The organism is Pseudanabaena minima str. Chao 2107, from assembly GCF_051131155.1.
GTDB classification, from domain to species: Bacteria; Cyanobacteriota; Cyanobacteriia; order Pseudanabaenales; family Pseudanabaenaceae; genus Pseudanabaena; species Pseudanabaena minima.
Genome location: NZ_CP159508.1, coordinates 3,685,565 through 3,705,215, shown reverse-complemented (window position 1 = coordinate 3,705,215; position 19,651 = coordinate 3,685,565). Strand labels below are relative to the sequence as shown.

At 42.2% G+C, this 19,651-nt stretch carries 17 protein-coding genes; 9 read left to right on the top strand and 8 right to left on the bottom strand.

Annotation, left to right across the window (positions count from 1 at the left end; genetic code table 11):
• Positions 1-84: 84 nt before the first annotated feature.
• Positions 85-1,755, bottom strand: a complete 1,671-nt coding sequence (locus tag ABM313_RS16985; RefSeq protein WP_434684344.1) for a Clp protease N-terminal domain-containing protein — start codon at positions 1,753-1,755, stop codon at positions 85-87.
• Between the two features lie 147 nt (positions 1,756-1,902).
• The gene (locus ABM313_RS16980) at positions 1,903-2,802 is read right to left on the bottom strand and encodes a M48 family metallopeptidase (protein WP_434684343.1); all 900 of its coding nucleotides are present in this window, start codon (positions 2,800-2,802) and stop codon (positions 1,903-1,905) included.
• Positions 2,803-3,177: 375 nt separating this feature from the next.
• Between ABM313_RS16980 and nadA the strand changes: the two genes are divergently transcribed.
• On the top strand, positions 3,178-4,161 hold the full coding sequence (gene nadA, locus ABM313_RS16975) for a quinolinate synthase NadA (RefSeq protein WP_434684342.1): 984 nt from the start codon (positions 3,178-3,180) through the stop codon (positions 4,159-4,161).
• A 32-nt stretch (positions 4,162-4,193) separates the two neighbouring features.
• Here the strand turns inward: nadA and ABM313_RS16970 are convergent, their stop codons facing one another.
• Together ABM313_RS16970 and ubiE are read right to left on the bottom strand one after the other, a co-directional pair.
• A complete protein-coding gene (locus ABM313_RS16970; protein ID WP_176453121.1) occupies positions 4,194-4,367 on the bottom strand; it encodes a hypothetical protein in 174 nt (57 codons plus the stop codon).
• A 140-nt stretch (positions 4,368-4,507) separates the two neighbouring features.
• Positions 4,508-5,215 (bottom strand): bifunctional demethylmenaquinone methyltransferase/2-methoxy-6-polyprenyl-1,4-benzoquinol methylase UbiE, encoded by a 708-nt coding sequence (gene ubiE / locus ABM313_RS16965; protein WP_434684341.1) that lies wholly within the window; start codon positions 5,213-5,215, stop codon positions 4,508-4,510.
• A gap of 263 nt (positions 5,216-5,478) precedes the next feature.
• Between ubiE and ABM313_RS16960 the strand changes: the two genes are divergently transcribed.
• The 7 genes from ABM313_RS16960 (at position 5,479) to ABM313_RS16930 (ending at position 12,481) form a co-directional block, all read left to right on the top strand.
• Positions 5,479-6,078 carry a hypothetical protein gene (locus ABM313_RS16960; protein WP_434684340.1) on the top strand — a complete coding sequence of 200 codons (600 nt, stop codon included), beginning with the start codon at positions 5,479-5,481 and terminating at the stop codon, positions 6,076-6,078.
• Between the two features lie 65 nt (positions 6,079-6,143).
• Positions 6,144-6,947: a hypothetical protein gene (locus ABM313_RS16955; RefSeq protein WP_434684339.1), complete on the top strand. Its 804-nt coding sequence runs from the start codon at positions 6,144-6,146 to the stop codon at positions 6,945-6,947.
• 62 nt (positions 6,948-7,009) lie between these two features.
• Positions 7,010-8,671 carry an HD domain-containing phosphohydrolase gene (locus tag ABM313_RS16950; RefSeq protein WP_434684338.1) on the top strand — a complete coding sequence of 554 codons (1,662 nt, stop codon included), beginning with the start codon at positions 7,010-7,012 and terminating at the stop codon, positions 8,669-8,671.
• A gap of 155 nt (positions 8,672-8,826) precedes the next feature.
• The gene (locus ABM313_RS16945) at positions 8,827-9,570 is read left to right on the top strand and encodes a hypothetical protein (protein WP_434684337.1); all 744 of its coding nucleotides are present in this window, start codon (positions 8,827-8,829) and stop codon (positions 9,568-9,570) included.
• A gap of 67 nt (positions 9,571-9,637) precedes the next feature.
• Complete coding sequence (locus ABM313_RS16940; RefSeq protein ID WP_434684336.1) at positions 9,638-11,275, top strand: AAA family ATPase; 1,638 nt, start codon at positions 9,638-9,640, stop codon at positions 11,273-11,275.
• A complete protein-coding gene (locus ABM313_RS16935; RefSeq protein ID WP_434684335.1) occupies positions 11,272-11,823 on the top strand; it encodes a DUF3038 domain-containing protein in 552 nt (183 codons plus the stop codon). Before ABM313_RS16940 ends, ABM313_RS16935 begins: the two co-directional genes overlap by 4 nt.
• 148 nt (positions 11,824-11,971) lie before the next feature.
• On the top strand, positions 11,972-12,481 hold the full coding sequence (locus ABM313_RS16930; protein ID WP_434684334.1) for a DUF1993 domain-containing protein: 510 nt from the start codon (positions 11,972-11,974) through the stop codon (positions 12,479-12,481).
• 532 nt (positions 12,482-13,013) lie between these two features.
• Here the strand turns inward: ABM313_RS16930 and ABM313_RS16925 are convergent.
• Positions 13,014-15,416, bottom strand: coding sequence for a GUN4 domain-containing protein (locus tag ABM313_RS16925; protein WP_434684333.1), 2,403 nt, complete (start codon positions 15,414-15,416; stop codon positions 13,014-13,016).
• A 20-nt stretch (positions 15,417-15,436) separates the two neighbouring features.
• On the opposite strand from ABM313_RS16925, the gene ABM313_RS16920 reads away from it, so the two are divergent.
• Entirely contained in the window at positions 15,437-15,661 is a 225-nt protein-coding gene (locus ABM313_RS16920) for a DUF433 domain-containing protein (RefSeq protein ID WP_434684332.1), read from the top strand.
• Positions 15,662-16,044: 383 nt separating this feature from the next.
• On the opposite strand, the gene ABM313_RS16915 is transcribed toward ABM313_RS16920, so the two are convergent.
• The 3 genes from ABM313_RS16915 to ABM313_RS16905 form a co-directional block, all read right to left on the bottom strand.
• A complete protein-coding gene (locus tag ABM313_RS16915) occupies positions 16,045-17,196 on the bottom strand; it encodes an IscS subfamily cysteine desulfurase (protein ID WP_434684331.1) in 1,152 nt (383 codons plus the stop codon).
• Positions 17,197-17,340: 144 nt separating this feature from the next.
• On the bottom strand, positions 17,341-17,799 hold the full coding sequence (gene psbQ / locus ABM313_RS16910) for a photosystem II protein PsbQ (RefSeq protein WP_434684330.1): 459 nt from the start codon (positions 17,797-17,799) through the stop codon (positions 17,341-17,343).
• Positions 17,800-17,942: 143 nt separating this feature from the next.
• Positions 17,943-19,196: a M16 family metallopeptidase gene (locus ABM313_RS16905; protein WP_434684329.1), complete on the bottom strand. Its 1,254-nt coding sequence runs from the start codon at positions 19,194-19,196 to the stop codon at positions 17,943-17,945.
• Positions 19,197-19,651 lie beyond the last annotated feature (455 nt).

The following is a 19,651-nucleotide window of genomic DNA, read 5'->3' as shown; positions in this document are numbered from 1 at the left end:
GTCTGTGAATATCTTAGAGCGTAAGGCTTTTAAACGGGATCGGTTCTACCTTGTTAAAGGGTGCGTGTTTCCGTACCTCTCTTTCTAAGATTTGACGGACTTACTATCATGAATTCCCACCCATCTATCAACAATTTCAACAATGTCTTCTGCCGTAACTTCTTGCCGTAGTAGCGCTATCCCTGAAGTTTTGGCATTTTCGAGAGTTAATTTGGCAATTTCTAGCTGACGTTGCAAATCAACAAGCTTGCCATACTTGAGTTCGGCGGCTTTATTCAGATTAAACTCACGTTCAGCTTGATCAATTTGCATATTTACAAGATCAATATTTTCCTTAAGACTGTAGATATTAACGGTGAAGCATTTTTCGGTTTCCCATTGATTTTTGAGAATAATTTGTTTTTCTTTTAAGTCATCCAGTTCTTTGTATAAATTGTTGAGACAGTTCAAAGATTTAGGATCTGTTTCTTTTTTTAAGGCAAGACATTCTATTTCAAGTTGAATTACTTGGTGATTAATATCATCAATAGCTTCGGGCTGAGAAGTAATTTCCATTTTTAATTTCGCTGCGGCTTCGTCAATAAGATTGATTGCTTTGTCTGGCAGAAAGCGATCAATAATATATCGACTAGAAAGTGTCACTGCCGCTACCAATGCAGCATCTGAGATGTTTACACCATGATGCAATTCGTACTGAGGACGTAATCCACGTAAAATTGAGATCGTATCTTTGACATTGGGTTGATCGATATAAATCTTTTGAAAGCGTCGTTCAAAAGGTGCATCTTTTTCAATATATTCACGATACTTATCTAATGTAGTTGTACCGATACAATGCAACATCTCCTGCAATATCATTGACCTAAATAAGTTATTTATGCATGTTGCACCCGCACTAAAAACAGTATGGATTTCATCGATAAAGAGTATGAATTGACCGCTTGATTCCGTAACTTCCTTCAGAACGGCTTTTAGTCTTTCTTCAAATTCACCACGATATTTTGCCCCTGCAATCAGTCCGCCCATATCGAGAGCGATTAATTTGTGTTCTTTCAAGTATTCAGGCACATCGCCACTGAATATTCGCTGGGCTAATCCTTGAATGATCGCAGTTTTACCTACACCCGATTCACCAATCAGAAGAGGATTGTTATTAGTACGGCGCGACAAAATTTGAATTATGCTCCGAATCTCATTATTACGTCCAATTACAGGATCGAGTTTGCCTTCACGAGCTAACTCGGTCAGGTCACGCCCATATTTAGTCAGAGCCTCATACTTGTTTTCTGGGGATTGATCGGTCACTTTTTGGTTGCCTCTTACTTGCTGAATCACATTACGGAGCTTTGCCTCATCGAGTCCCATTTCCTGATAGAGAGGTTTGCCAAAGCGATCATCTTTGCAGTAAGGCAACAGGATATGCTCAATGGAAATAAAATCATCGCCAAAACTTTTACGTTCTTTTTCTGCTCGATCAAGCAGTACATCTAAGTTCTTACCTAAGTACACACCACTAGTAGAACTAGATATTTTAGGCTGACGATTGATAAACTCATCGGTGCGATCACGCAATTTTTGAATATTGATCCCCGCTTTACTAAAGATACTAGCTGCTAGTCCTTCTTCTTCTAGGAGAGCCTTGAGTAAATGTTCTGGTTCAATTTGCTGTTGTTGAGCTGCTTTCACCACATCGGGTGTCCTTGCGATCGCCGCCCATGCTTTTTCGGTAAATTGATTGGGATTGGTTGGTTGCATCGCCAGTTACCTCCTGTGGTTTCAACGTCTGTGATTATCTTACTTAGTGGTTACGGGCTTGTTTCTACATGGCTAAGAAGTGCATGTTTATGTACTCTACTCAAAAAAGAGAGGGTGCATTGCACCCTCTCTTTTTTTGATAATTATTTAACGAAAGCGCGATCGCCAAATTCTTTGATATTCACTATCATTCAAACCACCTGTTGTATTCAAATTATTAGCTTGAATGGATTGATTAAGCGCAGCAATACGCTCTCCTGTAGCAGGGTGAGTACTCAAAAACGTGGGAGCGCCACCACCACTGGAACTAGCTAGCTTTTGCATAAAGGCTGGCATCGCTCTTGCAGCAAAACCTGATCTCGTAATATTGAGCAAGCCTCGGCGATCGGCATCAAATTCCGCTTCACGACTATTTGGCAAACGCAACGCTAGATTAACCCCAATCCCAACTAAGCGATCATCACCAACACCCGCAATTGTGGCAATACCTTGGGCGATCGCCATTTGCTTCATTTGCTCTAGTGAATGACGACCTGAGATATGTCCCATTTCGTGACCGATAACACTGGCTAGCTGAGCCACATTATCGGAAGCGGCGATCGTACCAGTATTAATGTACACAAACCCTCCCATAGTAGCGAAGGCATTGAGATTATTATCATCAACAACACGAAAAGTATAAGGAATATTCGGGCGATCGCTAGTAGGAACTAAAATTTGACCTAGGCGACTCACTAAGGCATTAGCCGCAGGATCGCGACTGAGGCGGACTTCTTGTTGAATTTGCCGATCAATCTGTTGACCTAGGGAAACTTCCTCATTGTCGCCAATACTAGAAAGCTGAATAATTTGAATAGCCGATGGCAGCACTCGAAACAAGTCAGATAGGTCAAAGGCTTTAACCGCAAAAGGATTAAGCGTGACTGCCAGCAATAAAGACATCAATAAGGCGATTACAAATTTCCAGTAATGCTGAATTCTTTTAACCATTGATGCGATAACTTTCTGACTAATTGAATTTGACAACTTAGCGATCGATATTTTCATATTTATCATTACCTCAAGCTTTACTGGTCTGATGTTTATCTACTGTGAACAATATATTTAGGCTAGATCCCCACGAATTAAAGCCACCATCACAAAAATTAGAGCGCTGATTCGACATGCAGAAATATGCAGCACGAAATTGCCATTGTCACTATTTACTATTTATTGAATAACACTGACGTAAAACCTACGGAAAAAGTTGCGAAAAATTAATCTCCATAGAAAGAGGACAGAGGCACGATGCGCCGCCATCCTCTTTTAGGTTTTATTTCTTTCGTCTGACAGATATATTTTTGGTAATTTCTACTATAATTAAATGTAGAAAATGAATAATTTTCACTATTACTCACTATTCTTATTCTTGTGAGGCAACCTGTGTTTCTCGCCGCTCCCAAACCTGAACAACTTGACCGCCAAATTACTACTAATTCCATTCCCATCGACTTATTCAAAGCGATCTCTGATCTCAAAAAAGAACTAAATGCGGTAATTTTGGCGCATTATTACCAAGATCCTGATCTCCAAGATATTGCCGATTATATCGGTGACTCCCTCGGACTGTCACAAGCTGCGGCAAATTGCCAAGCAGATGTGATCGTGTTTCTGGGCGTGCATTTCATGGCTGAAACTGCCAAAATCTTGAACCCAAATAAATTAGTATTACTGCCTGATCTTGATGCTGGATGCTCCCTTGCCGATAGTTGCCCACCCGATCGCTTTGCCCAGTTTAAAGCTGATCACCCCGATCATTTGGTAATTTCCTACATAAATTGCTCCGCCGAAATCAAATCCCTCAGCGATATTATCTGTACAAGTGCCAATGCTGTCGCGATCGTCAATCAAATTCCCAAAGATCAGCCAATTATTTTTGCCCCCGATCGCAACCTTGGACGCTATGTGATCGAGCAGACAGGACGCGAAATGTTGCTATGGGATGGGGCTTGCATGGTTCATGAAATTTTTTCTGAACGCAAATTAGTGGAACTCAAGCTTAGTTACCCCAATGCGGAAATCATTGCCCATCCTGAATGCGAAGCCAATGTATTACAACATGCGGATTTCATCGGCTCAACAACGGGCTTATTAAAATATGTCCAACAGAGCGATCGCCAAGAATTTATCGTGGTTACTGAGTCAGGTGTCATTCACCAAATGCAAAAAGCCACACCATTTAAAAAATTTATTCCTGCTCCCCCCAATAGCAATTGTGCCTGCAACGAATGTCCCTACATGCGATTGAATACCTTAGAGAAGGTCTATCTCACTATGAAAAACCGTTCTCCTGAAATAGTCCTCAATGAAAAAATTCGGCAGGCAGCCCTGAAACCCATGCAACGGATGCTAGAAATGTCTGTTTAAAAAAAGAATCGGCGCAAAGCGCTGATTCTTTTTTATTTATAGAGAGTGATATTTTCTTTGATTGCAAACTGCTTATATTGTCGATGATTAATCATTAAATCATCTAAGAGTTGCTGTACTAGGTTCCAATCAGCAAAACCATGTTTAGTTTCAGCAATAATTTGTTGACGGAGAGTTCTGATTTTTTCAAGATTAGCTTGTGTCATATTTCCATCTTTTTGTCCCAGTGAATATCAATCTACAGCTAGTAACAGCTAAAGTTTGGTATCGCAGGATTCAAAAAACGAGATAAATATGGGGATCATGATATAAAAAATAAAAATAGAGTCGGCGCTTTGTGCCGACTCTATTTTTGTAAAACTAATATTCCCATCATGCCATTGGCGATCGCGTAGTGCTTTGCTTGATTAAATCCTGCAGCTTTAGCTAGTTTGACTTGCTCCGAACCAATCGGAAATCTTGCCAAACTTGGCGCAATATAAGCGTACTCATCGGTCATTGCAAAGCGATCCGCTAGTGGCACAACCACCCGCGCCAAATAAAAATCTTGGAAAGTTTGCATCAGGCGATCGCTAGGACGATGAAAATCTAAAATCGCCACCTTTGCACCAGTTTGTAAAACTCGATGTAACTCGGAGAGACATTGAGGGATATTTGCCACATTCCGCAACCCATAGGCTAATGTCGCTCCATTAAAACTATTGTCAGCAAAGGGTAGACTCAAAACATTTCCCTGTTGCCATGTCAGACATTGCTGAATCTTGGGCAAGTAGTTTTTGGCTTTATCGGCAGCGATCGCTAATAGTTCTTTGGAAAAGTCCACACCAATCACTTGACCAGTGGGAGCCACTTGCTGAGCAACCAGAGCCGTCATGTCTCCAGACCCACAACAAAGATCCAGCCATTTTTCGCCCTGTTGCGGTTCACACCAACGCACAGCCATTTTTTTCCAAATCCGATGCTGACCTAAGCTGAGCAGATCATTAAAGCGATCGTAAACTGGCGCAATGCGATCGAAAATCTGTTGAATATCAGTTTCCGAAGGTTGAGACATTGATATTACCTAAAATCTAAAACTTAGCAATATTGTAAGTAGCTAAGCGCAATTAAATATAAAACCCAAAAAAACATGACGCACGCGCAGCGTGCGTCATGTTTTTTTGGCTCTAATTTTGATACTTATGCGGTGGCAAAGCACCCATATACAACATTGATAAGCATAATCGCTGAGCAGATCAATAGTCATGAGTTTTATCATCATGCAACAATGTAATACTAGTAATACTAGATATTGGCATTAAAATATTTGCCCTGACTATGCAAAAAATTTGGTCTAGTAAAAGTAAGCGATCGCAGCCATTGCCATCAGAAGATGAAGATACATCTTCTCCAGAAACAGAAGTCTTGGAACCAGAAGACACAACTTCTGCGGATGACAGTTTGAAATATTCCTCAAAATTGCTGAAGAAACCTTGGCAATGGCAAATATCTCTGTCTTGGTTGTTGTTGCTGGTTGGAGTAGGCGGAGTCGCGATCATTACTATGTTCGGATTGCAATATCTCACCGCTCCTGAAGCAACGACCGATAGTAACCTTGCTTGTAAATCTAAAATTACTGGAGATTGGCAAACACCCTTTGGCAAAGTAGCTTTACAAGAAGAAAGTGAAAATCTAGTTTCAGGAAAGTATGAGTATACAAATTTTGAACGCGGCAAAATTACGGGTGAGCTAACAGGTAGATTGAGCAATAATGTCATTACCTTCGACTGGACAGAAACCCCTAGTGAGCTACCAAAACAACAGGGCAAAGGGATTCTTGTTTTTGGAGAGGGTTGTAAAGAATTTTATGGCAGCTATGGAACTGGTGAAAGCACCAACAATTTTGGCAATTGGCAAGGCTCTCGACTGACAAAATAATCTTTTCTTAATCAGTTAGGTGGCGCAGCTTTGCGCCACCTACCACATAATCTGTACTTTTTGCTATGACTAACTCTCCTTACCTTCTGCTTGTCGAGACTAGCGTCATTATTGACACTGATCCTAATACTTGGCTGGCGATCGCAAAATTGGGTGAATGTCTTTTGCCAGAAGTTGTGGCTCTCGAAATTAAGAATATAGCTAATGGCAAAGCTGAAGGTAACGAGTCAGTTGCAAAACAATTTCAAAATTCATCAGGACTAAAGTGGCAAATTACAAATCTAACTGACAAACATGCTGACTTAGTAGTTAGGGCTACCCAAAATCTAAGTCGTAAGGCAAAATTAATGATTAAAGTTGCTCAAAGTGCGGTTGGAGTCGCTAATGCTTATCCACAAAAATGTGTGGTTTTAATCTCTGATGAAATATCGTTACGCGATCGCATTGCCAAGCTAAAACAAAAAAATCTCTGTGCTATTCCCTCCGCGATCGCCCGCCAATGGTCTAGAACCAATCAAGCACCACCGATTGTGCATCAGTCTATCGAATATTTACAAAAACAAATATCTCAACCAATTAATCAATCCTTACATCAAACCGATACTATAGGTTTAACTACTTCTAGTTCAGGAGTCAGCACTGAACAAAAGATAAAAGACCGTCAAGAAAATCTACCCCAAAAAACAAACTTTAGACAAATTGCGATAAGTCTTGTGAAATTTGGTCTGACAACAACGTTTTTAGTTACGATCTTATTGTTTGGATGGCGACTAGCCAAGCCCCAACAATTTCAACAGTTCTGGAAAAAAACTGGTTTGCCACCTTTACCCCAAATATTGGTTCAACCTGATCAACCCAAGAAAAATTGACAAATTTATTCCCTCATGACATTTCCAAAAAAAGACACTGTTGACAAATAGGGACGCAAAATATGGACATGGGCGATACTAAAACAGAATCCTTTGAATTAATCGAAAAATTAAACGAGATTGGCATTGCCCTCTCTGCTGAAAAAAATACGCCCAAATTACTAGAGATGATTTTGAGGGGGGCAAAGACAATCTTAAATGCTGATGCTGGGACTCTGTATTTAGCAACTGAAGATAAACGCTACCTTCAGTTTGAAATTATCATGAATGATTCCCTCGGAATTATGATGGGGGCAAAGTTAGGAGAGCCAATTCCCTTTGATCCTTTGCCACTCTACGATGAGCTGGGGCATCCAAACAATACAATGGTAGCTGCCCACGCCGCTCTACACAAAAAAACGATTAATATCCCTGATGCCTATATTGCTGAGGGCTTTGACTTTGCAGGGACAAGAGCATTTGATACGAAAACTGGCTATCGATCGCAGTCGTTTTTAACTCTGCCCATGCTCAATCATGAAAACGAATTGATTGGAGTACTGCAACTCATTAATGCCAAAAGTATTACCGATAATAAGATCATTGAGTTTTCTAAGGTTGCCCAACGCATCGGCGAATCCTTAGCATCCCAAGCCGCGATCGCTTTAACCAATAACAAACTGATTGGTCAGTTTCGCGAACTGTTTGAGTCATTTATTAATCTCATGTCTGAGGCGATCGACAAAAAATCGCCCTATAACGGCGCTCACTGCCGCCGCGTTCCCACATTGACGATGATGATTGCGGATGCTGCTTGTCAAGCTGATTATGGCATTTTTAAGGATTTTGACTTGGATGAGGATGAACGCTATGAACTGAAGATTGCGGGATTGCTCCATGATTGCGGTAAAGTGACGACTCCTGTACATGTAATTGATAAAGCCACAAAATTAGAAACAATTTTTGATCGCATTCACCTCATTAATACTCGCTTTGAAGTCCTGAAACGAGATGCCGAAATTAGTTTTCTCCATCAAAAAATGGCAGCGATCGAGTCGGGCAATCTTAGTATTATTCCTGAACTAGAAGATGCATTTCAGCAGAAACTTGCCCAATATTCTAGTGATCAAGATTTTCTCCGCATTTGTAATATTGGCGGTGAATTTATGCGCGATGAATATAAAGAGCGACTGCAAATAATTGCCACTTATCGCTGGACTGATCCCCAAGGTGTGGAAACAAATTTCTTGACGGACAATGAAGTATACAACCTGAATATTTCTAGAGGAACTCTTACGGCGGAAGAGCGCAAAATTATTAATGATCACATCGTAGTCACGATTGAAATGCTGGAGCAGTTACCCTATCCCCGCAATCTCCGTCGCGTACCCGAATATGCTGGTGGTCACCATGAAAGGATGGATGGCAAAGGCTATCCGAAGGGTTTAACCCGTGAGCAAATGTCTTTACCTGCGAGAATGATGGGAATTGCAGATATTTTTGAAGCTCTCAGTGCGAAAGATCGACCCTATAAGCAAGGCAAAACCCTGACAGAATGCCTACAAATTCTCGGTAACATGAAAATAAACGGTCATATCGATCCCGATCTCTTCGATTTATTTGTTAGCGAAAAAGTCTATATGCGGTATGCCAATGAATATCTTGATCCAGATCAGATCGATGAAGTCGATGAAAATAAGATTCCTGGTTATACGCCTCCTTTTGCCTACTTTTTTGACACCTAGACAATTTGTATAGCTCTTGCCTAAGAGCAACAGTGCAAAGTGTTACTACTTAAGTGCGAATACTTGTACTCACAGCTATACTCATTGGAAAACCGCTATAAGATGTTCTGTATTTTGCAGATTATTTCCACAAAAAATTGATTTTGTACCTATTTATGTTCGCCCAGTTTCGCTCTCAATATCCTCAAGGTCGTATCCAGACAGAGATGCTACCGAAAATAGATGGTCTTCATGCTTTTAGAGCGATCGTTTCTGAAGGAGATGCGATCATGGGAACTGCCACGGCTGTCGATAGTGATCTCGAAATTGCTGAAGATCGAGCGGTAAAACGTGCCCTTGCGATCGCAGGGCTAGCCTTTGACAATGGATTTGATAATAACTATGGCAACTATGGAGGGCGAGCGCCGATACTAACGCAAGTGTCACGAGAGTCATCAGCAATCAACTCCTTACCATCAGCAAACTTTAATACATTAGGCAGTTTGGGTTCGGGCAATCTTTCTAGTACTAGTGATTCACATCCTGTAACGCATACAACACAAGCAATTCACGCTGAATCAGCCATAGACTACACGAGTGAGTATGGAGAAACTGATCATCTGCCCACAGCCGACGTAGATTTAACGCCTTTGCCACGAGCAACTCATACAACGCCAAGTAAGTCATCATCTCCCCAAATTTCACCTGAGCCTGTTGATTTATCAGACGCAATTTCTAAAATTGATGTGGAGATGGAGCGTCTAAGTTGGACAAAAACTCAGGGGCGTGATTATTTGGTAAGAACTTTTGATAAAAAGTCACGTCAGCAATTAACTAATGACGAGTTGTTACAATTTCTCAGTCATTTAAAATCGCTACCAACTCCCCATCGACAGGTAGCAAATGACGATTTCTTCTAAAATTAGCTATTAAAAATCGCTATAAAAACTTGCTCAGTGAGTTTTTGCAAATCCAAGGCATCTGTGAATGAAATCTCTCAACTTTAAAGAAGAACTTAGTCTCCTGATCCGCGCCAAATGTCCGATTATTTACGTCGTGACATGGGAAGAAGAGCGTGCTGAAAAGGCGATCGCTCAAGTTGCTCAAGAATGTGGACCGCCACGCCAAACCCTTTATTATGATCTGGTGCGTGGCTTTGAGCATAATCAGGAAGGCAAAAACAATTTGCTGCAAGCTCTGCAAATTGTCGAGAATAGCGATCGCCAAACAGCCACTATTTACATATTTCGCGATTTGCATCGGCGTTTAGCATCGCAGCGACTAGATGAGATTTTAGTGCGCCAACTTCGCAATCTCTATCGGAGTTTTCGCAATTCCCGTAAGACTCTAATTTTGTTGAGTCCCTTGCTAGAGATGCCATCGGAACTCGAAGAACAGGTATCGGTACTCTATTTCCCATTACCTGAAACTACAGAAATTCGCAACATTATTGAACAGATGATTCCCCCCGACCAGTTGCGAATGGAAGGGAATAGCCTTGAACAACTGATCAAGGCATGTATGGGCATGACCCGCGATCGCATCTGTCACACGCTCTCTAAGTCCATAGTCCAGAAGCATTTTCTCAATGAATCAGATATTGATCGAGTTTTAGTTGAGAAGCAAAAACGGATTCGTCAAACCGAGTTTTTAGAATTTTTTACACCCAATGAAACCCTTGACAGCATTGGGGGATTAGATAATTTCAAGCTGTGGCTGATGCAGCGTCAGCAAGCCTTTTCCGATGAAGCAAGGGCTTTTGGGTTACCAAATCCAAGGGGAGTTTTGCTACTGGGTATTCAAGGAACAGGGAAAAGTCTCTGTGCTAAGGCGATCGCCAATCTTTGGCGGCTCCCCTTGCTGCGGTTGGATGTGGGGCGCTTATTTGGTAGCCTTGTGGGTCAGTCTGAGAGTCGTACTCGTCAAACTATTCAATTAGCAGAAGCCCTTGCCCCTTGCATTCTCTGGATTGATGAGATTGATAAGGCTTTTGGGGGTATTTCCAATAGCATGGGCGATTCGGGAACTAGTCAGCGCGTATTAGGGACATTACTCACATGGATGCAGGAGAAATCGAGTCCTGTATTTGTGGTTGCCACAGCAAATAATATCCATGCATTGCCCCCTGAACTATTACGCAAAGGGCGATTTGATGAATTGTTCTTTATTAATCTGCCTACCTATGAAGAGCGAAAGGAAATCTTTTTACTCCATTTGAAACGTTTTCGTCCAATGGAATTACGCAATTTTGATATCGATCAAATGGCAGCCATTTCTAAGGAGTTTAGTGGTGCAGAAATCGAACAGGCGATCGTCGAAGGTATGTATCGCGCTTTCCATGAACAACGTGATGTGAGTACTGAAGACATTTTAGGAGCGATCAAGGAAACCTATCCCTTGGCTAGTACTGCGAGGGAGCAGATTAGCTTTATGCAAGCATGGGCAACCCAAGGCAGGGCAAGAAGTGCTTCTCGTGGTGAAGTAATTGATATCACAAGTGATAAATTAAGCGATATTAGTGTAATCGACAAGGCAACTAAACCCTTAGTCGAGAAGTCAAGAGGTAAGCATCGTCCTTTACCTTTGCCCCCTTTGCCACAAATTAAATCTAGTTCTGACTCATGACATCCCAACCTGCGCCATCCTTTGATAATCCCGATTTGCCTCAGTTGCAGGCGATCAAGGCGCATTTGGATTTAGTGCTGCTGTCTTTAGAGGCTTTAACAGGGCTTGGCTCCGATGAAATGCTTGCTGTTGCCGAGAAATTGGGCTTAGAAGAGATTTTAAGCGATCGCATTACATTATGGCGTTTACGTCAGGCTAGTCCCTTACGCAAGGGCAAGGGGCGCAAGAAATTGGATGTGGATGAGGCGAGAGCAATGACTTTAATCAGTTGTACTTTGGCGGCTCAGCAACAATTTGCAATCCGTAATGCTGTCGCCCAGTTAGAAAAATCTACGGCTCTCAAGCGTGCGCCCCACCGTGAACCAATTTTAGGTGACTATCTCGATCGCTTTAATAGTTTGTATCAAGAGCGGATGGCTGAGGAGGAGCAGGCTAAACCCGATGCGATCCAACGTTTGGCTTTAAAACTATTAATTGATTTATTGTTTTACAGCTCCCAAATCGGATCACGGCGTTTGTGGGTGGCGTTATTTGAGAGATCGCATTAAAGCAAGTATAAAAAATCGCGATTATACAAAGGTTTGTTTCCCCGCCTTCGGCGGGGAAACAAACCCGTACTTCACTAGACTGAATAAACGCTATATAGTGATATTCAAGTTACAAAGATTAATTTTTTAAGATACTGGAGAAGTATTCATGACCATTTCGATGTATCAGGTTGCCGTTCCTTCTGTAGTGCGATCGCTAAATAATTTAGTTGCTATTCTCGAAAAGGCTGCTGCTCATGCTGAAGCCAAAAAAATTGATCCTGCGGTACTAATTGCAAGCCGTTTGTATCCTGATATGTTTCCTCTGAGCCGCCAAGTGCAGATTGCTTCGGATATTGCGAGGCGTGGTGTGGCGAGATTGGCAGGAACAGAAGCTCCTGCGTTAGAAGATAAAGAAACTACTTTTGTGGAACTATGCGATCGCTTGCGGAATGTGGTTGCTTTCATCGAGACTTTTACTCCTGAACAGATTGATGGTTCGGAAGAGAAGGTAATCAATTTACCTATCGGGAAGGAGACAATGACTTTTGCGGGGCAAGACTATTTGTTGTTCTTCATTTTGCCCAATGTCTATTTCCATGTGACGACTGCCTATGACATTCTTAGACATTGTGGTGTGGAGTTAGGCAAGCTCGATTTCTTGGGTGCTCCTCGGTAATTATTTCCCCTAACCCACCAAACCTCTTGGCTGTGACCGATCTCTTATCCTTGCGGTTTAGGTATTGTTGGTGAATGTTGGAGGTCTTGGGCAAAGCATTCCCTAATTGAGAGAATCTGTAAAATCATAAATTTCTATGGGAATGCTTTGATCTTACGAAATTTTGCTGTTTTGAATTATGGAATTAATCGTCAAATACATATGGACATAGAACCGTAGGGGTTTAGCATTTGCGCCACTATTTTCAACTTTCCACTAAAATCTACATTCGCAAATGCTAAACCCTCTTCGCTGTAACCGATAAATTATCCTTGCGGTTTGAGATTCTTTGGGGAATGTTGGAGGTTTTGGGCAGAGCATTCCCGATTTAGAAGGATCTTAGAATTGATGGATTGTGACGGGAATGCTCTGCCCCTACACAAACATCAATATCCCCACCTCGGTGACAGGTAACAAAAGCGCTGGAAGGATAATTATGTCGTAGAAATGGGTTTGTAAAGAAAGCTTAATATTGAACTGTAATCTTTATCTGCTACAGTTCACAAGTCTTGATGCGAGAAAAGAATAACACAACACTACCCCAATTCACTACAAACTCTCCTCCCCAATACGGGAGGTGTCCCTTAACACACATAAAATTTTTCTCAAAAAATTGGTTTGGGTAACTCACATTCCATGCTGTCTCTTTGTAAAATTTTTCCCAAGTCTCAGAACTTGGATAACTAAAGTCTAGCTTACCACCACACTCGACATAAATTTGCTTCTGGAGGCTAAAGCCAAACTCAAATCCATGTTTCTTGCTATATTCCACCCATAGTTTATTGATCGCCAATAACTCATCACAAGGGAACTCTTTTAAATCTTTTGCGCTAAACCATTGTCCATCCTCTTTACCCACCGCCGTAATCATCAGCTTATAGGTTTCCTGATCTGCCTCATACCATTGCTTATTTTCGAGATATGCCTCTAACTTTTGATAGCGCGAATTGGTGACGGATTGTTTAACACCTTCTAGTGCTTTCTGTTCAACAATAGATAAATTTAAACGCTTCTCAGTTTGCTTATAGATAAGATAGGCGAGATCACTTTGATTTTGTTTGAGGGATTCTTGGATTAGTTTCGTGGGATTCACCAAACCAGCATAAAACAATATCAAATCCTTCCATGCACTAACACCCAAGCATTTAAAAATTAATTTCTCCCCTTCTTCTCTTAAACGCACAATTTCCGCCGCCGCGAGAAACTCCTGAAAACTTAGATGCGAAAACTGATAGATATTTCCATCTCTCTTTACTAACAGTTCGCTCACCTGTTCGATTTGATCTAAAAACTCTTGTGCGTTCACATCAGGATCGATTTTGGCTAAAGATACTTTGAGAACTTGCAACAAATTGTCTTTCCGAATTAGCTTAAACCCCTCTGTATCATTAATGTTTTTCGCCGCACCAACCATCATCCTCAAAGCCAAATTTTGCAGCACTTGCTGGCGATCGCTAATCGAGTTAAGCAGCAAATAATCAATCCCTTTAGCCTTTGCCCGTCTCCCTAACTGCAACTCACAAATATCTTGATATAGCTCCACCTTGCGCTGTGGCAACTCCGCCCCCTGCTTATTATCCCGATGAAACCTTGCCATCATATTCAAAAGCAACGCATTACCTGCCAGATCCTTCAGTTCTGGACGCGCATCAATTTGAGCCAATAACTTCTGCGCCTTGTCCTTCGCCTTAGCCTCCACATCAGGCGTATTGCGCCCACCCCTCGCATAGCGTTCCTGACAGATATACCACTGCTCCACAAACTGTTTGCGCTGCTCTGGATTAAAATCTTGAATCCAAAAACTTGCCGTCGGTTTTCTTGCCGTATAGTCTTCAGAATATGCCGTGGGACGCGAAGTCAAAATAAATACAGATTCAGGATATTGACGCATTTCATCACTCAGCCAAGTACTCACCTTTGCCCGTTCCGCAGGTGGCACTTCATCAAAGCCATCAAACATGACCAAAGCATCACCACGTTTGAGAATACTCAACGCCCAATTATTCGGCACAGAGTCAAGAGGCTTAATTTTCGTCAATCTGCCAATGTGATAGTTAGTCAAAAGTTCGGGCAATTTAGGCGGATTGTCTTTAGTGAGTTCTTTCCAACAACTTCCCAAAATCAATAAAAAGGGAATTAAATTCGGAACTTGATATTTGCGATAACTTCCTTTGCAATATTCCTGTCTGCTGTAGATATAGGCGAGATGCTTTAATAGAGTTGATTTGCCATAGCCACCCCATGCTCTAATCGCAATTTGCCGTAGGCGATTATCTTCTCTTACCCGTTCTAGCAATTGCCAGATTTGCAGTTGTTCACAAGCTTCTTCCTGTTTTTTAGAGCGATCGCGAAATTCATAACCCCTAGTCAACGAGTCAGCACTCAATTCCAAAGGAACAAATACTTCTCGTAATAAAGGACTATTCACAGGCAGATCGTCTTCTTCGCGCATTCCCACCACATTGTCCTCATGGCAGTCCCACTCTTGACACTTGAGATACTTCTCCGTAAACCCAAGCGATCGCCAAGATTCCGTTACATTTTCGCCTAGCTTTTCGATACCCCGATCTGCCGACTCACCTAAACCCTTAAACCGCTTTTTATTACCTTCATGAATTGGTTGCAGCAAAGCCGCGCCATAGGATATACCCGCACCAATTACCATTGAGGCGATCGCCTTGGGAATATCACTCGCCATAAACAACTGCCAAAATGCGCCAATCCCACCACCAGCAATTCCCCCAGTCTTGACAGTTTTCAAGACAATATCAGTGATCTGCTCTTCGAGAGATGGCTTTGATTTTGATTCTGGCTCTTGAGTCATGGTGCTTAGGGCGATCGCAGTGACAGCATTATAAACCGATAAAATAAATTGGTATGATGAAAAAACGAGCAATAAAAAGCAATCTAAAAAATATGAACTACCGCGATCGCATCACCATCGAAGCAGGAAAACGCAGTGGCAAGCCCTGCATCAGAGGAATGCGAATCACCGTTTATGACGTTCTGTCTTACCTTGCCTCTGGTATGACCTACCAAGAAGTCCTTGAAGACTTCCCATACCTTACTCAAGAAGATATTTTTGCTTGTCTTGCTTATGCTGCCGACCGTGAACAACAAACCCTCCTGATTCAGGCATGAAGTTCCTCTTCGATCACAACCTTTCACCAAAATTGGTTTATCTCGTAGCAGAGCTGTTCCCTATCTGATTCTTACGTGGATGGAATGTCTGCGATCATCTAAGTCTAGGGCTGGCACGGGGGCACAGCCCCTACGTCCACATAATCCATTTTAGGTAGGGGCAATCCCCCCGTGGTTGCCCTGTTATGCTAGCAGCAAGAGTTTCATTATCTGATTTTCACGTAACATCAGTAATACCAATTCACGAAAGTGTGACAACACTTTTGTGAATTAAAAAACAAACCCAGTAAGGGTTTTAAAAACACAAAATGGCGTAGCCATTTTGTGTTTTGGTATAAGTAACCCCAAAATCAAATCGCTACAGCGATTTGATTTTGGGAAGTTTATAGCTCTTTTCGTAGCGATCGCACTGAAGCAATTACATGATCAGCGACAGTTTCGAGCTCATCAAAAGTATTAAATCTCCCAATACCAAACCGAATGGAAGCATAGGCTAATTCCTTAGAATGACCTAAAGCAGTGAGAACATGAGAAGGAGCAGTTTTCGCAGAACTACAAGCAGAACCTGACGAAACAGCCACAATCGGTTGCAAGGCAAGCATTAAAGCAGCTCCATTAATTCCTGTAAAACTGACATTGAGATTTCCTGCAAGTCTTTGAGTGCGAGACCCATTGAGAATTATTCCTTCTATTTCACTCAATCTTTGCCACAGATGTTCACGTAGAGTTAAAGCTTGTTTTTGCTCAAAATCTTGAGAAGCGATCGCAATTTCTAGAGCCTTCGCAAAGCCAACAATTTGCGGCGTGTAGAGAGTACCAGAACGCATTCCCCGCTCATGCCCACCACCATGTAACTGCGGCGCAAGACTCACTCTAGGACGACGACGCACATATAAAGCACCAATTCCCTTTGCTCCATAGATCTTGTGGGCAGTGAGCGACATCAAATCAATCTGCATCGCATTCACATCGAGGGGTATTTTACCGATCGCTTGAGCCGCATCGCTGTGAAATAAAACTTGGCGATCGCGACAGATTTTACCAATTTCCGCGATCGGTTGCAGTACCCCAATTTCATTATTCGCCGCCATCACCGACACTAAAATTGTATCGGGACGAATCGCAGTTTCAAGTTTCGTCAAATCAATTAAGCCGTCAGACTTGATAGGTAAATAGGTAATCTCAAAACCAAGGGATTGCAAATAGACACAGGGATCAAGCACCGCGCTATGTTCGGTTTGGACGGTGACGATATGCCGACCTTTTGAGTGATAAGCCTCAGCCACACCCTTGAGTGCCAGATTATTCGCTTCAGTTGCACCACTGGTAAAGATTATTTCTTCAGGTGTGGCACTGATTGCATTCGCGATCGATTCCCGTGCCAATTTGACCGCCGCTTCTGCCTCCCAGCCATACAGATGTCCAATGCTCGCAGGGTTGCCAAAGGATTCCCGAAAATACGGCAACATCGCCTCCAGCACCCTCTCGTCAACGGGAGTTGTAGCATGACAATCGAGATAAATTGGTCTTTGCATAAAACCTACAATTAAGTAGCTCACCATAATTAAACCCTAAAACCAGAAGCTGTCACGCCCGCTTAGCGGGCGTGACAGCTTTCTAGGTTTTTAGCTTACTTATGCCTAGCTAATTAAAAAGGGATGCTTTGCACCCCTTTTTAATTAGCTTACTAAATCAACGATACTTTCAAAATCTTGGAGAGCATTTTTAAAGGCATTCTCGGCTGCGATCGCATCTCTATCTTTAGCAGCATTATCAAGGATCACAAAGTTTTTGAATAAATTATTAGCCAAACTGTTAGCAGTTTCTTTTTCGGTTTTGCTCAACTGGCTAGCAATCAATCTTAGCTCACGGCGAATTTCACCAAAAGGTCCATGAATATATGTAATTATGTCGTTCCATTTTTGAGCATATACAAACTTTTCGAGTCGATCAAAGCGATCGCTAAGCACCTGTAGCTTCTCAGAAGAAGCTGTCAGAGCAGCAGCTTTAGAGCCAGTTTGAGCGATCGCAGGCTGAGTGAAAACGGGAGCCAAAAGCGTACCGACTAGCGCTAGCATCACACAAAAAGCGATCGTTACTTTTTGAAAACCTGTCCAATAATTTTTAAGATTCAACACAGAAAAAATTACTCCTTGTATAAATTATAAATTTTCGGTAGTTCTGTCAAAGGATTTGTAGGGATAGGCTGTGCTTCGCGCAGCTTATCCCTAATTTTTTAGTCCTGCCAAATTTTCAGTCGGCGCATCGTGCCGACTGAAAACTAGTTTACCTGTTTCAAAGCATCCGCCGAGCCAACTATGGAAATAGCAGGTGTTACAAAATATTTCTGTGCTGCGCTCTGGACATCAGCGATCGTCACCCCTTCGATCGCCTCGACAAATCGATGATCAAACTCTAGTCCTAAACCCATGACCTCATACCAGCCATACACTTGAGCAATTTGACCATTGGTTTGCTTACCGAGAGCATATTGTCCTAGTAACTTACTCTTGCAAATTGCCAACTCATCTTCTGTAATCGTTACAGTAGCAAGTCGCTCGCACTCATAGCGCAATCCTTCTAGAGCCGTCCCCGTATTTTGCGAAGCCGTTCCCATGTAGGCAACAAATTGCGAGGTCTCTAAACGAGTAGGATAAAAAGCTGAAACTTCATAGGCAAGTCCACGCTTTTCACGCAATTCCACAAACAGGCGGCTCGATAAACCATTGCCCAAATAGGTGGAAATAATCTTCAGCGCTGCGTAATCGGGCGAGCTAACTGATGGCGCAGGATAACCAATCATCACGATCGCCTGTTGGGTATCCTGCTCATGGGTAACGAGGTGCGGCTGGAAATTGGGTGTAGGCGTAGAAATAACATTTGGTTGAGTAGGCTTTTTCCAATCACCAAAGGCTTCACCCACCAGAGAAAGGGCTTGCTCTGAGGAAATTTTACCTGCGATACTGACCACCATTTGATCGGGGCGCAAATAAGTTTGATGAAAATCAACTAAATCATTACGAGTAAGTTGGCTAACGGTTGCCTCTGTGCCAAGGCTAGAAAATCCATAGGGATGATCCCCATACATTAAATGCTGCAAATGATCGTAAGCGATCGTAAATGGGCGCTCTTGTTGCGATCGGATCGATTGAATTGTCAGCCGCCTTTCGAGATCTAGCTCATGATCGGGATAACTAGGCGATCGCAAAATCTCTGATCCCAGCAACAACATGTCATGGAAATCCGACGAAATTGTTTTTAAGGATAGCAAGAAATAATCGCTTGAGCATTCTGTCCCTAATGATGCACCAATTGACTCCACCTGCTCCGCAATTTCTAGTGAGGAATATTTCTCAGTGCCACGGGTCATGATGGATGCGGCGAGATGGGTCAGTCCTGATTTATCTGAGGTTTGGACACGCTCACCACCTGCAAAAAAGCAACGCGCCGCAATAATGTCAGCCGTGGGGTTTTCGGTTACTAAGACCACAATGCCATTGGATAGCACCAAGCGATCGCTGATTCGTTGTGACATTGTTAGTGACAAATTTTCTTCCCCAACTTACAAAAAACAAACATTAGGCATAGTCACTCGCGATACTTTTATCCCAAAGTATAAACTGGCTTAGCCAGTTTGTACTTTTAAAACCTTTGCTGGGTTTGGGTTTCAGTTCACAAAAGTATGACGGCTTTTGTGAACTGGTATTACAGCGCTTTGCGCTCAAAAACCAAACCAAGAGATTTTTTGAAAATGTTGCTAACCAACACTTTCAAAAAATCTCTTGGGGCTTGGATAATTAAAGATAACCATGATCCTTAGCTTAAGAATATCGCAAAATCTAGAAACTGGGGCTGAGAAGAGTAATCACTGGATTTTTCTGGCGATTGCCAGCCAAACTAACGATATACATAACCTCAAACTTAATGAATCATGAGTAATACGGATTCACAAAAGTGTGACAACACTTTTGTGAATTAAAAATCAAACCC

Bases quoted from the DNA above. Each gene is read 5' to 3' on its own strand.
- ABM313_RS16985 (WP_434684344.1), bottom strand. From the start codon at position 1,755: ATGCAACCAACCAATCCCAATCAATTTACCGAAAAAGCATGGGCGGCG.
- ABM313_RS16980 (WP_434684343.1), bottom strand. From the start codon at position 2,802: ATGAAAATATCGATCGCTAAGTTGTCAAATTCAATTAGTCAGAAAGTT.
- ABM313_RS16970 (WP_176453121.1), bottom strand. From the start codon at position 4,367: ATGACACAAGCTAATCTTGAAAAAATCAGAACTCTCCGTCAACAAATT.
- ubiE (WP_434684341.1), bottom strand. From the start codon at position 5,215: ATGTCTCAACCTTCGGAAACTGATATTCAACAGATTTTCGATCGCATT.
- ABM313_RS16960 (WP_434684340.1), top strand. From the start codon at position 5,479: ATGCAAAAAATTTGGTCTAGTAAAAGTAAGCGATCGCAGCCATTGCCA.
- ABM313_RS16955 (WP_434684339.1), top strand. From the start codon at position 6,144: ATGACTAACTCTCCTTACCTTCTGCTTGTCGAGACTAGCGTCATTATT.
- ABM313_RS16950 (WP_434684338.1), top strand. From the start codon at position 7,010: ATGGACATGGGCGATACTAAAACAGAATCCTTTGAATTAATCGAAAAA.
- ABM313_RS16945 (WP_434684337.1), top strand. From the start codon at position 8,827: ATGTTCGCCCAGTTTCGCTCTCAATATCCTCAAGGTCGTATCCAGACA.
- ABM313_RS16940 (WP_434684336.1), top strand. From the start codon at position 9,638: ATGAAATCTCTCAACTTTAAAGAAGAACTTAGTCTCCTGATCCGCGCC.
- ABM313_RS16935 (WP_434684335.1), top strand. From the start codon at position 11,272: ATGACATCCCAACCTGCGCCATCCTTTGATAATCCCGATTTGCCTCAG.
- ABM313_RS16930 (WP_434684334.1), top strand. From the start codon at position 11,972: ATGACCATTTCGATGTATCAGGTTGCCGTTCCTTCTGTAGTGCGATCG.
- ABM313_RS16920 (WP_434684332.1), top strand. From the start codon at position 15,437: ATGAACTACCGCGATCGCATCACCATCGAAGCAGGAAAACGCAGTGGC.
- ABM313_RS16915 (WP_434684331.1), bottom strand. From the start codon at position 17,196: ATGCAAAGACCAATTTATCTCGATTGTCATGCTACAACTCCCGTTGAC.
- ABM313_RS16905 (WP_434684329.1), bottom strand. From the start codon at position 19,196: ATGTCACAACGAATCAGCGATCGCTTGGTGCTATCCAATGGCATTGTG.